The organism is Algoriphagus sp. SE2, assembly GCF_039563885.1.
Taxonomy (GTDB): domain Bacteria; phylum Bacteroidota; class Bacteroidia; order Cytophagales; family Cyclobacteriaceae; genus Algoriphagus.
The window spans coordinates 308,096-322,929 of record NZ_JBCLWJ010000002.1; the positions used below are offsets into that span (position 1 = coordinate 308,096).

At 37.1% G+C, this 14,834-nt stretch carries 12 protein-coding genes; 8 read left to right on the top strand and 4 right to left on the bottom strand.

Going from position 1 to position 14,834, the window contains the following annotated elements; genetic code table 11:
- The first annotated feature begins 3 nt into the window (after nt 1–3).
- The 5 genes from AAGF08_RS03415 to AAGF08_RS03435 all read left to right on the top strand — a co-directional run bounded on the left by AAGF08_RS03415 (nt 4) and on the right by AAGF08_RS03435 (nt 6,741).
- Complete coding sequence (locus AAGF08_RS03415) at nt 4–663, top strand: DUF1080 domain-containing protein (RefSeq protein WP_343509596.1); 660 nt, start codon at nt 4–6, stop codon at nt 661–663.
- A gap of 26 nt (nt 664–689) precedes the next feature.
- Nucleotides 690–2,039 (top strand): Gfo/Idh/MocA family oxidoreductase, encoded by a 1,350-nt coding sequence (locus AAGF08_RS03420; protein WP_343509598.1) that lies wholly within the window; start codon nt 690–692, stop codon nt 2,037–2,039.
- 256 nt (nt 2,040–2,295) lie between these two features.
- Entirely contained in the window at nt 2,296–4,698 is a 2,403-nt protein-coding gene (locus tag AAGF08_RS03425) for an ABC transporter permease (RefSeq protein ID WP_343509600.1), read from the top strand.
- A gap of 32 nt (nt 4,699–4,730) precedes the next feature.
- The gene (locus AAGF08_RS03430; protein WP_343509603.1) at nt 4,731–5,414 is read left to right on the top strand and encodes an ABC transporter ATP-binding protein; all 684 of its coding nucleotides are present in this window, start codon (nt 4,731–4,733) and stop codon (nt 5,412–5,414) included.
- Nucleotides 5,392–6,741 carry a TolC family protein gene (locus AAGF08_RS03435; RefSeq protein ID WP_343509605.1) on the top strand — a complete coding sequence of 450 codons (1,350 nt, stop codon included), beginning with the start codon at nt 5,392–5,394 and terminating at the stop codon, nt 6,739–6,741. Before AAGF08_RS03430 ends, AAGF08_RS03435 begins: the two co-directional genes overlap by 23 nt.
- Before the next feature lie 73 nt (nt 6,742–6,814).
- Here the strand turns inward: AAGF08_RS03435 and AAGF08_RS03440 are convergent, their stop codons facing one another.
- From AAGF08_RS03440 to AAGF08_RS03455, 4 genes are all read right to left on the bottom strand, one after another.
- Nucleotides 6,815–7,663, bottom strand: coding sequence for an OmpA family protein (locus AAGF08_RS03440; protein ID WP_343509608.1), 849 nt, complete (start codon nt 7,661–7,663; stop codon nt 6,815–6,817).
- Between the two features lie 243 nt (nt 7,664–7,906).
- Nucleotides 7,907–8,491 (bottom strand): DUF4136 domain-containing protein, encoded by a 585-nt coding sequence (locus AAGF08_RS03445; RefSeq protein ID WP_343509610.1) that lies wholly within the window; start codon nt 8,489–8,491, stop codon nt 7,907–7,909.
- A gap of 310 nt (nt 8,492–8,801) precedes the next feature.
- Entirely contained in the window at nt 8,802–9,701 is a 900-nt protein-coding gene (locus AAGF08_RS03450) for a cation diffusion facilitator family transporter (RefSeq protein ID WP_343509613.1), read from the bottom strand.
- Between the two features lie 122 nt (nt 9,702–9,823).
- Entirely contained in the window at nt 9,824–10,738 is a 915-nt protein-coding gene (locus tag AAGF08_RS03455) for an NAD-dependent epimerase/dehydratase family protein (protein ID WP_343509615.1), read from the bottom strand.
- Between the two features lie 376 nt (nt 10,739–11,114).
- Between AAGF08_RS03455 and AAGF08_RS03460 the strand changes: the two genes are divergently transcribed.
- The 3 genes from AAGF08_RS03460 (at nt 11,115) to AAGF08_RS03470 (ending at nt 14,834) form a co-directional block, all read left to right on the top strand.
- A complete protein-coding gene (locus AAGF08_RS03460; RefSeq protein WP_343509617.1) occupies nt 11,115–12,758 on the top strand; it encodes a TldD/PmbA family protein in 1,644 nt (547 codons plus the stop codon).
- A gap of 17 nt (nt 12,759–12,775) precedes the next feature.
- Nucleotides 12,776–14,092: a TldD/PmbA family protein gene (locus AAGF08_RS03465; RefSeq protein WP_343509619.1), complete on the top strand. Its 1,317-nt coding sequence runs from the start codon at nt 12,776–12,778 to the stop codon at nt 14,090–14,092.
- Between the two features lie 127 nt (nt 14,093–14,219).
- A complete protein-coding gene (locus tag AAGF08_RS03470; protein ID WP_343509621.1) occupies nt 14,220–14,834 on the top strand; it encodes a DUF4159 domain-containing protein in 615 nt (204 codons plus the stop codon).

The following is a 14,834-nucleotide window of genomic DNA, read 5'->3' on the forward strand; positions in this document are numbered from 1 at the left end:
CCCATGAAAAACCTAAAACACCTCTTTTTTATAGCCCTTTTTGCCTCTGTAGCAGCAACTAGCAATGCACAGAATAAAAGTTTGGAACCTGGTTTTACCAGACTTTTTAATGGTGAAAATTTAGAGGGTTGGGTTGGAAACAAAGAGTCTTATCGGGCAGAGAATGGAATGATTATCATAGACCCTCAAGGAGGAGGTGGAGGAAATCTTTATACAGAAAAGGAGTATGGGAACTTCATTCTACATTTTGAATTTCAATTAACTCCAGGAGCAAACAATGGTCTTGGAATTCATGCCCCGTTAGAAGGCGATGCAGCTTATGTAGGGAAGGAACTTCAGATTTTAGATAATAGAGCTAAGAAATATGCTGAATTAGAAACCTATCAATATCATGGATCTGTCTATGGTGTCATCCCTGCCAGACGTGGTTTTTTAAAACCGGTTGGTGAGTGGAATCAGCAAACAGTCATTGTCAATCATCCGAAAATCAAAGTAATTCTAAACGGTACCACCATTTTGGATGGAGACTATTTGGAAGCTAGTAAAGATGGAACTTTGGACCATAAAGAGCATCTGGGATTGCAAAGAAGCAGTGGGCATATTGGCTTTTTGGGACATGGAGATGTGGTACATTTCAGAAACATAAGAATCAAAGAATTATAAATCATCAAAGTAACTAAATCATAAAAATGAGTAAGAAAATTTCAGTAATGGATCGCCGGGATTTCGTCAAGAAAAGTGGTATTGGTATTCTGGGTGCAGCTTTGGCACCTTCGTTTTTAAAGAATTTGAATGCAGACGGTAGATTAAGAACCGCGCATATTGGGCTTGGAGGAATGGGTATGGCTGATTTAGATGCTATCTCTTCCCATGAGTTGGTAGATGTTGTGGCACTTTGTGACGTGGATAGCGCAGCCCTAGCAAAGGCGAAAGCATTACACCCGAACGCAAAAATCTATGAAGACTACAGGGTATTATTGAAAGAGCTTGAGAATGAAATCGATGCGGTAGTCGTCTCAACTCCTGATCATACGCATGCTCCGGCGTCCTTGATGGCCATGAAAATGGATAAGCCTGTTTATTGTCAAAAGCCTTTGACCCACCATGTGTCGGAGGCGAGAGAAATGAGGAAAATGGCTGAAAAGAAAAATCTGGTAACCCAAATGGGGATACAGGTTCATTCTTTTTATGATTATAAATTAGCGACACTTTTGATTCAATCCGGAATCATTGGTAAAGTACACACCGTACGTGCTTGGTCTCCTAAAAACTGGGGTTTTGATGGTCCTGAGCCAACTGGATCTGATCCAGTTCCTGCGACATTAAATTGGAATCTATGGCAGGGAACTGCTCCAGAAAGACCTTACAAGGATGGGTACTACCATCCAGGCAACTGGAGAAAAATAATGGATTATGGTTGTGGTACTTTAGGAGACATGGGAGTACATATTTTTGATACGCCATATAATGCGCTTCAACTGGATGTTCCTGAAACAATTATTAATGAATGTCGACAGCCAACAGGATTTGGATTCCCAGAACATAATACTGTGACTTATGAATTCCCAGGAACTCCTCAAACAGCTGAGAAATTAAAGTGGGTTTGGTACGATGGTTCAGGAGCTCCTTCAGATCATGAAGATTTGATTCTTCCAAATGGTGATGAATTACCAGATCAGGGAGCTATGTTTATCGGAGAAGAGGGAAGGTTATTACTCCCTCACTTTCAGCAACTTCCAAGAAAAATAGTTGATGGGAAATATGTAGAAATGGATATTGAGTCGTTTAATTTGGGTAAACCTGTAAAGGATTATGATGCAGAAAGCAAAAAGCACTATCATCAGTTTGTGGATGCTTGCTTAGGAAAAGATGAGTGTAGCGCTCCATTCTCTTATGCAGCTAGATTAACTGAGACAATTTTGCTGGGAGTTATTGCCGGAAGATTACCTAATCAAACTCTTCATTGGGATAACAAAAAAGCGAGATTCTCTGAGAAAGAAGCAAATGAATTTTTGGATGGAAAGTATCGGAAGTTTTAATAGAAGTAATGAAAGCTTGATTCATAAGCTATCTGAGACAAGGCTAATGTTCTAGAATCAAGACTTAAAACTTGAAATCCTATGATGAAGAAAGGATAATTGATAATTTATTTCGTCCGCAAGCGAACAAAAATGTTCGAGAAAACCATAGGGTGAGATGTTAAATAATGCCTCTGAAGCTATTTCAGGGGCTTTTTTTTGTGGCACAAAACTGGGGATTAGATAGAGATCATAAACTATTTGACCTGGAGAGATTATGTGGAAAAATTATTTAAAAGTTTCCTTTAGGAATCTACAAAAGAGAAAACTCTATACAGGGATCAATTTACTTGGATTGACCATAGCTATCGTAAGTTTTTTGGCGATTTGTCTTTATATCAATCATGAGTGGAGTTATGATAGAATGTATAGTGATTATAACAGGATCTACAGACTAAATCAGGAATTTCGATCTGAAGGTGAAGCTCAATTGGTATCATCCACTCCATCCAGTCTAATTCCAACGCTGATTGATGAAGTCCCTGAAGTAGAAAACGGTACACTAATTTTTGATTTAAGTATTTTCTCATCAGTTATGATTGATGCTGGTGATGGAAATCAAGAAGAAAAGTCTTTTGCATATGCAGATGAAAACTTTTTTGAGCTGTTTGATTTTGATCTTATTTCAGGTAATTCAACTCAGGTCCTTTCCGAACCAAATCAGATAGTACTAACAAAAAGTACAGCCGAGAGGTATTTTGGAAACGCCGTTTCTTCAGTAGGAAGAGTTTTAAAAGTAGATACGAAAGATTATGTGGTATCAGGAGTAATGGAAGATTTTCCATCTAACAGTCATATTGATTTTGATTTTATAGCTTCTTTCAAAACGCATCGACATGGAACAGCACCTGAATGGTCCCCAAGTAATTATTATACTTATGTGAAATTGAAAGAGAGTGCAGAACCCCAAGCTTTTGAGGGTAAACTAGAGCAAATAGTAGATAAGTATCTTGGAAAAGACCTTGCAGAATATGGTTACCAAACCTCGTTTTTTGTTCAACCTGTTACTCAAATTCACCTAGGAGATCAAACGCTAGGTTCAATTAAGCCAGGATCTGATATCCGTTATATATATATTTTTGGAGTGGTAGCATTGTTATTGATTGCTATTGGGATTATTAACTATGTCAATTTGGCAACTGCAGAAGCTACTGAAAGAAACAAAGAAGTGGGACTTCGTAAAGCCATGGGGGCAGGAAGAGGTCAGCTGTTTGGTCAATTTGTTTCGGAGTCTATGCTTCTGACTTTTGCTTCTACCGTATTAAGTTTGATTGCCTTGTATTTGATTTCCCAAAAATTTGCCTCCTTAAGTGGAGTTCCCTTGGATTTAAATTTGGTGGTCTCTCCATTTGGAATTGCCCTTTTAGTTTCTTTCGTAGTGTTGATTGGGATTTTAGCTGGATTATATCCTTCTCTTATTCTTTCAGGAATGGAGCCAATCAAAGCTTTGGCAAATAAAACAAAAGTAGGGGGAGGTGCCTGGGTAAGAAAATCTCTGGTAGTCTTCCAGTTCTTTGTTTCTATCGGCTTGTTGATTTCTACTTTTGTTGTAAAGAGTCAGCTTGACTACATGAAAGAGGTCAATTTAGGGTACGACAAAGAGCACTTGGTTTCTCTCAATTATCATTACAATATGAGAGATGGTGTAGAAACCATTAAAAATGAAATTCTTAGATCTGGAGCAGCAACTTCAATTTCCAGAGCTGCAGACATGCCTATTCATATCAAAGCGGGGTATAAAGTTTTTCCTGGTGGAGATAACCAGCGTGAATTTATGATCACAGGTTATTCTGTAGATAAGGATATCATACAAACTATTGACCTTGAATTGATTGCAGGAAATAAATTTTCTGAATCGGATATAAAAAGAGCTGATCTAGAAGATACAAATGAGCATTTTACAGTGATACTCAATGAATCCGCTGTCAAAGAAATGGGTTGGAGTGTGGAAGAAGCTATCGGTAAAACAATCAATCTTGGATTTAATAGCAACACAGAGATTAAAGGGGTAGTAAAGGATTTTTACTTTAATTCTTTACACCATCAAGTGGGGCCATTATTTATTTTCAATGATCCGGATCAAGCCAACGTATTACTGATCAAATTGCCTGAAGGAGATCCTGCTAAACTTTTATCTACAATAGAAGGTATTTGGGAAGATTTAGTGCCTGAAAGACCATTTAATCCAGTTTTTGTGGATCAAGCTTACAATCAATTGTATAGCGCTGAGCAAAAATCAGGATGGATATTTGGCTTGTTTTCCGGGATTGCCATTTTCATTGCCTGTATGGGTCTCTTTGGTCTTGTTAGCTACGTTGCCTTAAGAAGAACTCGTGAAATCAGTATTCGTAAGGTTTTGGGTGCTACACAGGGAAATGTGGTTACTGTTTTAGCTTCTGATTTCTTAAAATTATTGGCCTTTGCTGCAGTCCTTGCCATAGGCTTTGGGATTTGGTTTTCAAAAAACTGGCTTCAGGATTTCGCTAATAAAACTGATCCAAGTATATGGCCTTACATTATTGCAATTGGGATAGTATTTAGTTTAGCTATTGCAACCATAGCTTACCGAAGCTGGAAAGTATTCACTCTCAATCCGGCAAAAACATTAAAAAGCGATTAATCAACACATAAATTTCATTTCATTATTTTCAAATGATTCAACTTAAAGAAATTGATAAATTCATAGAATCTCGCTTTCAGCGGATTTTCATTCTCAAAGGCATCCACCTAACCATAAATGAAGGAGAGTTTGTAACGCTCATGGGACCGAGTGGAGCCGGTAAATCTACCTTATTAAATATTCTAGGACTTCTTGATGAAGATTATTCAGGAGAATATTGGTTTGGGGATAATAATATCACCAAAATGAGAGACAGAGATCGTTCTGCACTTCATAAGTCAGAGTTTGGCTATATATTTCAAGCATACCATCTGATAGACGAATTGACTGTTTATGAAAACATTGAAACACCTCTTCTTTATCGAAAAGTATCTTCAAATGAGCGTAAAAGCATTATTGCGAATCTTTTGGATAGATTCAATATGGTCGCTAAGAAGGACCTTTTTCCAGCACAGCTTTCCGGTGGACAGCAGCAATTAGTAGGAATCGCCAGAGCAATAGCAGGTAGACCAAGAATTCTCTTGGCTGACGAACCGACTGGAAACTTGCATTCGGGCCAAGCTAAAGAGATAATGGAGGTTTTTCAAGAGCTTCATAAAGAAGGTACCACAATTATTCAGGCTACACATGCGAGAGAAAATGCTGATTATGGAACCAGATTAATACAAATGCTGGATGGAAAAATTGATCAAGATGAAGTTATTAACAATGTATAAATTACTGTTACTGTTAGGAATCACATTGATTTCTGTTGGAAATTCCTTTGCTCAGGATACCTTAAAACTCAATTTTCAGGAAGCTGTTGATATTGCTTTATCCAAGAATCTTGACTTCCAGATTCAATCAAATAATATGGAAGTATTAAAAAAGCAAAAACAATCTGCTTTGGCTTCGCATTTCCCAAATGCCAATATCAGAACTTCTTTTCAGCAACAATCTGGACAACAATTTCAGCAGATTGAGGGAGAAATTGTTGTGACCAATGTAACCAATGAGATTGTATCTTCAGGTTTAAACTTGAATATGCCGATTTTCAATTCAGGTAGGAGGATTTTGGATACACAATCTTCAAGACTAAACTATTTGGCAGGTGAAAAAGGTCTAGAAAGAGCGGCTCAGCAAGTGATTTTTGATGTTTCCAGACGCTATTTGCAAGTCCTTTTGGATGGAGAATTACTTCGAATTGCTCAAGAAAATCTTGAAAATCAAAAAAAGCAATTGGAACAGATTACTGGTTTTGTAGATGCTGGGTTAAGAACTACTTCAGATCAATTTAATCAGCAGTCAGAGGTAGCGAGATTGGAATCTGTGTCCATTAATGCTCAGCTCACTTTAGAGAATGATCTTTGGGATTTATCTGAATTTTTGCAATTAGAGCCAACTGTTATTCCAGATCTGGCACCTGTGGATCCATTAAATACACTTGTTTCATTTGAAGGTCTGACTGTTGGAGAACTATACGAACTTGCTCTGGTAAATCGGTCCGATTTGGAGCAACAAAAAATGCTTGTAACAGCAGCCAAAAAAAGTGTACAATCAATGAAAGCAATGTATTATCCAAGCATCAATGCTTTCTATAATTACAATACATTTTTCACGTCTTTGGATGATCGTACTATTCAGGAGCAGTTGTTGAAAATCTATCCTCAGAATATCCTTGGTTTAAATCTTTCTATACCAGTTTTCAATAATTTACAAACTAGATTAGATGTAGGTAGAAGGAAAGTTGCTTACCAAAATCAAATCCTCCAAAAAGAATCTGTAGATAGAAAGGTCTATCAGGAGGTGAAATTAGCCTACCAAAACTATAGAGCTGCAGTTATGAAAGAGCAGAATACTCAAATTCAGGTATTGGCAGCAGAGGAGGCTAGAAATGCAGTAAGGGAAAGATTTAGATTAGGCCTTTCCAATTTTGTGGATTTATCAACAGCTAATCAGCAGTTAGTAGCTGCACAAGCTGACCAGGCACAGGCCGTTTTTACATTATATTTTCAGGAAATTCTCATGAAACATGCACTTGGAACCTTAGACGTTGAATTTTGATAAACTTGAATTTAAAAAAAGAAGGCTGATCCTTAAAAGATCAGCCTTTTTTGGCTGGTAGTTAGTTAGATGATTACAACATTGCAAAGAACATGTCCAAATCTGGGATTAAAACAATTCTTGTTCTTCGATTTATTGCCATGTTTTCAGGAGAGTCATTTTCAACAATTGGCATATAACTAGCTCTTCCAGCAGCAATCATTTTTTCTGGAGCTACGTTATAATCCTGTTGTAATTTTCTCACAATACTTGTCGCTCTTTTTACGGAAAGATCCCAATTGTCTTGAATGACTCCGGTTGAAATCGATCTTGGATCAGTATGGCCCTCAATCATCACTTGAAGACTAGGTTCAGCATTAATTACTTCCGCTAATTTTTCTAAAAGAGGATTTGCTTTACTGTTGATTCTGTAGCTTCCAGTATTGAATAATAATTTATCGGAAACGGAAATCATCACGACAGTTTGATCAATATCAATTTGGATATCATCTTCTTCACCATCAACAGTAGTTTCTGTGATGTTTTTCTTTAAGTTGTACTCAACAGCTAAGTTTACTGAGTCTTCCAGAGTTTTTGCCTGAGCCAGTTTTCCTTGATCGACCATAGTCAACGTTTCATTCATTTTTGATTTTGAATTCTTTGACATGATGGTAGATCCTTTTATATCATAAAGGCTCGCGTTGGTACTATTCAATTCATCATTGACTGATCTTAAAGAATTGATTCTGTTATTATATTCAGTAACTCTCGCCTCTATGATAGCCATTTTCTCTTCCAACTCAGCTTTTTCTTGTTCAGTAGTGGCAAGTTCAGACTGAGTTTTATAAAGGTTACTTTCTAATTCAGTGTATTTCTTTTTGGAAACACATGAAACCAATAATGTAGCTCCTAATATTCCGGTGATAATAAATGATTTTTTCATTTTTGATTTTCTTGATTTTGATAAGTCAGTTCCAAACCAACTGCCATTCCTTAATACCAAGAATATCACCTTTCAAAAAATCTCAACTAATAAGGCTTAATCTATTTTAAATCAGTGTTTTGCTGGTTGTTTTGGGCTTTGTAAGCACAAAAAAAAGATATCTCGATTTATCGAGATATCTAAAACTTTTGGGGAAAGGTTCTACACTGTGGATAGAAGAATTCCCAATAGATTACATATAATTTATTGCATATATCGATTTACTACTTTGAATTCATTCATTACGCGATAGGCTGCCCGAGTAATGTCAGATTGAAAATCTGGGGAATCCATGTCAAAATTAGCTGCAGTATAACCTTGCCATATAGTACTGCCTTTTTTACTGTCAATCACATAAATAACTAACATACCTTGATTTTCCTGGTATTTTACTTGATTGTATGTTTCGTCTTTCTCTTGCTCTTTTTCTTCTTCCCCTTCTTCGTTGATAGTAGTAACACCACGTCTATTTAGCCAATAATCAAATTCTGGCTGGTTATAACCTCTATATCTAATAGAATCCATGAAAATCTTATAGCTGACCAACATATCCGGTTTTTGCTCATATTCACGGAAACCTTGAGAACCCAATCTTGCACCGATAGTCGCGTTTAAAACTGTGGAAATGCTTGCGGTGTCTATTTCATTAGGTACAACGAATGCAAATGTTTTATATCTTTTGAACGAACCCTGATAGTTGTAATCGTATTCTGTTACGTAGTCTTTTTGCGTAAAGCAAGAAACGCATAAAATCAATAATAGAGCTAGGATGAGGTAAGAGTTTTTCATGATTGCTTTAATTCAAATTTGGATAAAAAGTATATCATAAATACAAAGCATTAGATTACAAGAAAATAACTTGTTTTAGATAAAGTTGTTTTCAAATACTTGTGATTCAAGATTGTTTCTTTTTAAGGTATTGAAAAAAAATTAAATTTTCACCTTTTAACTTTCCAAAAAATAATATTGTTAGTAAGAAGACTTAAATCTTAAATAGTGGAATAAGAATAATATTAAAAAGAGACAATTTCTCCATGATTAATCCAAAAGTCAATTTTTTTGATCTGATAAAGAAACTTTAATTTTTCTGAAAATAAACTCAATGCTGGTGAGGTTCTTCGGTCAGCTCACAAGTTTCTTCATGCATTTCGACCTCAATTGTATAATGGCTAAAAGGATATTTTCTTAAGACATCTTTAATTGCAGCTTTTGCTTCTATCACTTCCTCAATGCTATTGATTGGCTTTATTTTCACGTGAGTTGTAAAAACGTGGTGTGCACCCTCCAATGACCAGAGGTGGGTATGATGAATTGATTCTACTTGAGGGATTTCTTTGATTTTATTTTTGATTTCCTCCAATGAAAGTTCATTTGGAACAGCCTGCAAGAATATATAAAGTGTTTCTTTCAGGTTTTTGAACACATTCCAAAGAATAAAAGCGGAAATCGCCAGAGATAGAGCAGGGTCAAGCCAAGTGATATTCTTGAAGTACATGATGATGCCAGCAATCAAAACTGCCACCCATCCCAATACATCTTCTATCAAATGCCAACTGACTACTTTCTCGTTTTGTGTAGAACCTGAACTCACTTTCCATGCCGCATATCCATTGACCGCAACACCGATTAAAGCAAAAACGATCATGCCTTTGGCATCTGAGACTTCCGGGTTAATGATTCTTTTAATAGCCTCTGAAATTACAAAAAAGGAACCCGTAATCAATATCACTGCATTGATTAAGGCACCTAAGAGTGAAAACCTGATGTACCCAAAAGAGAACTGATGGTTTGCTGATTTTTTTGATTTTTTGTCCAAGTACCAAGCGATTCCCAAAGAAACTGTATCTCCCAAGTCATGGATCGCATCCGAAATGATGGCCACGGAATTAATCCAGATTCCTCCAAAAATCTCCAAAATGGTGAAAGCCAAATTGAGGAAAAAGGCCAGTTTCAGGTTGGAGCCAGTTTGATGATGGTGATGATTGTGGGAATGAGCCATAGATTAGATCTCTTGTCACAAAATTAGCAAAAGAAGAGTGCAAGGGTATTGCAATTTGCTTTGGGTTGAAATTGATTTAAATCGTAAGTATTCAATCAAATAGCATAATAGCCGGATAAATATTATAAACTTTCCTTTATTCCAGTTTTAAAAGGGGTGTATTTAAGGTCATAGGCTTTTTCTATTTTGGTTGAATAAAAACAATAGTCTTCAGCCGTTTGATATTTTAATTCTTTAATTTCCTTCATAATAGACATAAAAAGTCCCAAAATGCTAACCACCCATGAAGGCATCACTTGTAGTTTGAAGTTGGTTCCAAGTTCTTTATTCAATAAATCAGTGACTTCTTTTCCGCTAGGGAAAGATGGATCCGTTGGTAAATGCCAGCTTTGATTCCAGGAATCTTCTTGCAACGCCAAAAATGCGGTAGCTTTTCCTGCGTCTGGGATATAGGTGAAAGAATGTTTTTTATCTCCTGAATAGAGCCATTGCGGGGCTTTACCATTCTTCATCCGCTTTATTACAAGTTCATTCAAAAAACTATTAGAGGCACCTGGACCATAAAAATCGGCTGCTCTAGCCACTAGTGCAGTTAATTTTTTCGACTTTACAGCTTCCCAAAGCATATCTAGGATCTCCTTTCTTACTTTTCCTTTTCTGCTTTTCGGATTCAAAGCAGTCTTTTCAGTGAGATGTCCTACCTCATTGGGATCGTAAGCATACATATTGTCGAAAAATACCAATTTGGCTTTATTGGTAATGCAGGCTTCAATGGTATTTCTCATGATGATTGGCCACTCTTCTTCCCAGATCTTGCCACTATATTTTATCCCAGCCAAAAGATAAACAACTTTAGCACCGGAAACGGCATTAGCGACCGCAAGACTATCCAATAAATCTCCGGGGGCCAATTCGTCTGATTCATTCACTTTTTTCGGATTTCGGCTAAACTGACGAACCTTTATATCCTTCTTGTTCAATTCATTGGAAACAACTTGTGCAATGTTACCATTGGCACCTAAAATAGTGTGTAGCATGTAGGTATTCGATTAAAAATTTATAAGAAAATCTAAGAATTCTTTTAAAAAATATATCAGAACACTCTAATTATTTTTAGAAATCAAGATTTAAAAAGAAATGCTATCTTCAGAATACAGGGTTGAAAAAAAGGTGAAAACAAATATTATTAAACTTTTTTGAAAAAATCAGGTGCTTTTAAAGTAATCTTATTAGCTGATTTTAGTTAAAATTTAATAATTGTGGTAGTTAAATAATGAAATAGGGGGGATATATAGCGATTTTACCGCGACTGTATAATTCTATTGGCTTGAGAATCATAAAAGGTATTTTTATAGCTAATACCCTATCAAACCAAAAAATCACTAACAAACCATCATTTAAACAGAAGGTAAATTGAAAAGAAGAGATTTTATTCACCTTTCCGGTATGGGCCTTGGAGCTCTGATGACGCCGGGAATGCTGGCAATGGGAAAACCCGTTTCAGCAGAAAGATTAATGGAACCGGGAATTGATGTTGCTGCTAAAAAATTGCTTGCAGATACTGCATTGAATGCTGCGAAGGCGAAAGGTGCAACATACACGGATGTAAGAATTGGAAGATACCTCAACCAATTTGTCATTACCCGAGAAAAAAATGTTCAAAACATTACTAACGCAGAGTCCTTTGGAGTAGGCATTAGGGTTATTGCCGAAGGCACCTGGGGCTTTTCAGCCACTTCGGATGTCACTCCCGATGGAATTAAAAAATGTGCGGAAACGGCAGTAGCTATTGCTAAGGCAAATTCAAAGCTTCAGAACGAACCTGTTGAACTCGCGCCAGTACAAGGGGCAGGTGAGGTCTCATGGCAAACTCCCATAAAAAAGAATGCATTTGAAGTGCCCGTTAAAGATAAAATTGACTTGCTTTTAAGTGCAAATGATGCTGCAATTCAAAATGGAGCTGCTTTTGTCAATTCGGCTTTATTTATGGTAAACGAGCAAAAATATTTTGCATCTACAGATGGATCCTATATTGATCAGGATGTACACAGAATTTGGCCAAATTTTACAGTTACTGCCCTGAATAAGTCAGAGGGTAATTTCCGCTCTAGACAGGCGCTTAGTGCTCCAATGGGTATGGGATATGAATATCTGGATGGATTAGAATCAGAGAAAATCCCTGGTCCTGTAGGGTTAGTAAGCTATAGAAATTCTTATGATATAGTAGAAGATGCAACTGCTGCGGCAAAACAGGCGGTTGAAAAACTTTCAGCAAAATCTGTAATGCCAGGCAAATATGATTTGGTATTGGACCCAGATCACTTAGGATTAACAATTCATGAATCTGTTGGTCACCCATTAGAACTTGATAGAGTCTTGGGTTATGAGGCAAATTATGCAGGAACAAGCTTTGCGACGTTGGACAAATGGAAGTCTGGTGACTTTAAATATGGTTCTGATAAAGTGAATATTTTCGCTGATAAAATCCAGCCAAATTCATTGGGTTATGTTGCCTATGATGACGAAGGTGTGAAGACCAAAGAATGGGATTTGATTAAAGATGGTGTCCTTGTTAACTATCAGGCAATCCGTGATCAAGTGAGTATTCTAGGAGAGAAGGAATCCCACGGCTGTTGCTATGCAGATAGTTGGGAGTCTGTTCAGTTTCAACGAATGGCAAACATTTCACTGAGACCAGGGAAAGAGAAGTTAAGTGTGAATGATATGGTAAAAGGTGTGGAGAAAGGAGTATATATCGTTGGAAGAGGATCCTATTCTATCGATCAGCAGCGATATAATTTCCAGTTTGGCGGACAGCTATTTTATGAAATCAAAAATGGTGAGATTGTCGGTATGCTGGAAGATGTAGCTTACCAATCAAATACACAGGAGTTTTGGAATTCTTGTTCACAGATTTGTGACAAGGATGATTATAAGCTCTTTGGCTCTTTCTTTGACGGAAAAGGGCAGCCATCTCAGGTTTCTGCTGTTTCTCACGGTAGTTCTACTACCCGATTTGACGGCGTCAATGTAATTAACACTGGAAGAAAGATTTAACTTTTAAAATCATCGAAATGGCTATTTTAACAAAAGAAGAAGCAAAACAAATTATAGATAAAGTTCTTTCCTACGCAAAAGCAGATGAAACTGAGGTCAACCTTTCAGGAGGGAGAACCGGCAATATCCGTTATGCGAGGAATACAGTGAATACCAGTGGAGAGACAAATAGTATCAGTCTCCAGATCACTTCTGTATTTGGGAAAAAATCGGGTTCTACCAGTATCAATGAACTTGATGATGAATCCTTAAAAAAGGCAGTTGCCAGAGCTGAGGAAATTGCGATGTTGGCTCCGGAGAATCCCGAATACATGCCGATGCTTGGACCTCAAAATTATCAGGAGACCAAAACTTTTATTGAGAGCACAGATAATATTGATCCTGATTACAGAGCTCAAGTTGCAATCGATAGTATCAAACCATGTGCAGAAAATAACTTAACAGCAGCGGGGTATTTAGAAGATTTTTCAGGATTTAATGCATCTGGTAACAGTAAGGGCTTGTTTGGCTATAATAAGAGAACTTCTGTTGATTTTACTGTAACCGTGAGAACAGCAGACGGTACTGGATCAGGTTATTCTGGATCAGATTACAATGATGTGAACCTGTTGAAATCAGGTGCTGTCACGAACCTTGCAGTTCAAAAGGCAATGGCTTCTGTGAATGCACAAGCCATTGAACCTGGAAAATATACGGTAATTCTTGAGCCAAGAGCGGCTTCTGATTTACTTGGAAGACTAACCTTTGGTCTTGATGCAAGAAGTGCAGATGAAGGAAGAAGCTTCATGAGTAAGAAGGGTGGAGGTACCAGAATCGGAGAAAAGATATTTGACGAAAGAGTAAATATCTATTCAGACCCCTCTCATCCTGATATCCCGGTAGCTCCATGGAGTGGAGATGGCTTACCATTAGAGAAAACAGTATGGGTAGAAAATGGAGTCGTGAAGAACTTGTTTTATTCTCGCTATTGGGCCGAAAAACAAGGCGTTGAACCAATGCCAAGACCAAGAGGAGTGATTTTCGAAGGAGGGGATCAATCTCTTGCTGATATGATCAAAAGTACGGAAAGAGGTGTATTGGTAACAAGATTCTGGTATATCAGAGGAGTAGATCCACAAACATTATTGTTTACTGGTCTTACCCGTGATGGTACTTTCTATATTGAGAACGGCCAAATCAAATTCCCTGTGAAAAACTTCCGATTCAATGAAAGTCCAATTATCATGTTGAACAACATTGAAGCAATGGGCAAGCCACAACGAGTGGATGGAAGTATGATGCCTCCGATGAAAATTAGAGACTTTACTTTCACTAGTTTGTCTGACGCCGTTTAAAATCTGTATGAAGTTTATTGTAGGCAGTGAGTGGATTTCTTTTGATTTAGTATAAGAATAATTCTAAAACAAAATTGATTTCTGTTCACTGCTTACTTCTTACTGAATATTGAAAACTAACCAACAAATGCGGCCTTTCTTTTTTACAAGAATTAAGTATAATTCAGGAAATTGGGATACAGATCAAAGAATGCCTTCTAATCTGATCAATTCCCTAGTTGAGTACACTACGATACCTGTGGATGAGACTGAGAAAGTGGTAGAGTTGAGTAGTCCTGAAATCTTCAAAAGCCCTTTTTGTTACATCAGTGGCCATAAATTGGTTGATTTTTCCTCTCAGGAAAGATCCAATTTTAAGACATATGTAGAGAATGGAGGTTTTGTCTTTGCCGATGATTGCAACCATGATATTGACGGATTATTTGCAAAGTCCTTCGAAGCGGAAATGTCGGAGATTTTTGGCCCGGATGCTTTACAAAAAATCCCAAATGACCATTGGATTTATAACTGCTTCTTCGAGTTTGAAGATGGCCCTCCAGCAACCTCTTTTGAGTTGAATGGATGGGGCGATGATTTAGTTCATGACTACCTCAAAGCCATCATCATTAAAGGTAGAATAGCGGTTCTTTATAGTAATAAAGATTATGGGTGCGAATGGGACTATGATTTTAGAAACAAACGTTTCCTGAAAATTGATAACACCAAATTCGGTGTCAACATTGTGGTCTATGCCTTAACCTAA

Bases quoted from the DNA above. Each gene is read 5' to 3' on its own strand.
- AAGF08_RS03415 (WP_343509596.1), top strand. From the start codon at position 4: ATGAAAAACCTAAAACACCTCTTTTTTATAGCCCTTTTTGCCTCTGTA.
- AAGF08_RS03440 (WP_343509608.1), bottom strand. From the start codon at position 7,663: ATGAAAAAATCATTTATTATCACCGGAATATTAGGAGCTACATTATTG.
- AAGF08_RS03470 (WP_343509621.1), top strand. From the start codon at position 14,220: ATGCGGCCTTTCTTTTTTACAAGAATTAAGTATAATTCAGGAAATTGG.
- AAGF08_RS03450 (WP_343509613.1), bottom strand. From the start codon at position 9,701: ATGGCTCATTCCCACAATCATCACCATCATCAAACTGGCTCCAACCTG.
- AAGF08_RS03420 (WP_343509598.1), top strand. From the start codon at position 690: ATGAGTAAGAAAATTTCAGTAATGGATCGCCGGGATTTCGTCAAGAAA.
- AAGF08_RS03465 (WP_343509619.1), top strand. From the start codon at position 12,776: ATGGCTATTTTAACAAAAGAAGAAGCAAAACAAATTATAGATAAAGTT.
- AAGF08_RS03455 (WP_343509615.1), bottom strand. From the start codon at position 10,738: ATGCTACACACTATTTTAGGTGCCAATGGTAACATTGCACAAGTTGTT.
- AAGF08_RS03430 (WP_343509603.1), top strand. From the start codon at position 4,731: ATGATTCAACTTAAAGAAATTGATAAATTCATAGAATCTCGCTTTCAG.
- AAGF08_RS03435 (WP_343509605.1), top strand. From the start codon at position 5,392: ATGAAGTTATTAACAATGTATAAATTACTGTTACTGTTAGGAATCACA.
- AAGF08_RS03445 (WP_343509610.1), bottom strand. From the start codon at position 8,491: ATGAAAAACTCTTACCTCATCCTAGCTCTATTATTGATTTTATGCGTT.
- AAGF08_RS03425 (WP_343509600.1), top strand. From the start codon at position 2,296: ATGTGGAAAAATTATTTAAAAGTTTCCTTTAGGAATCTACAAAAGAGA.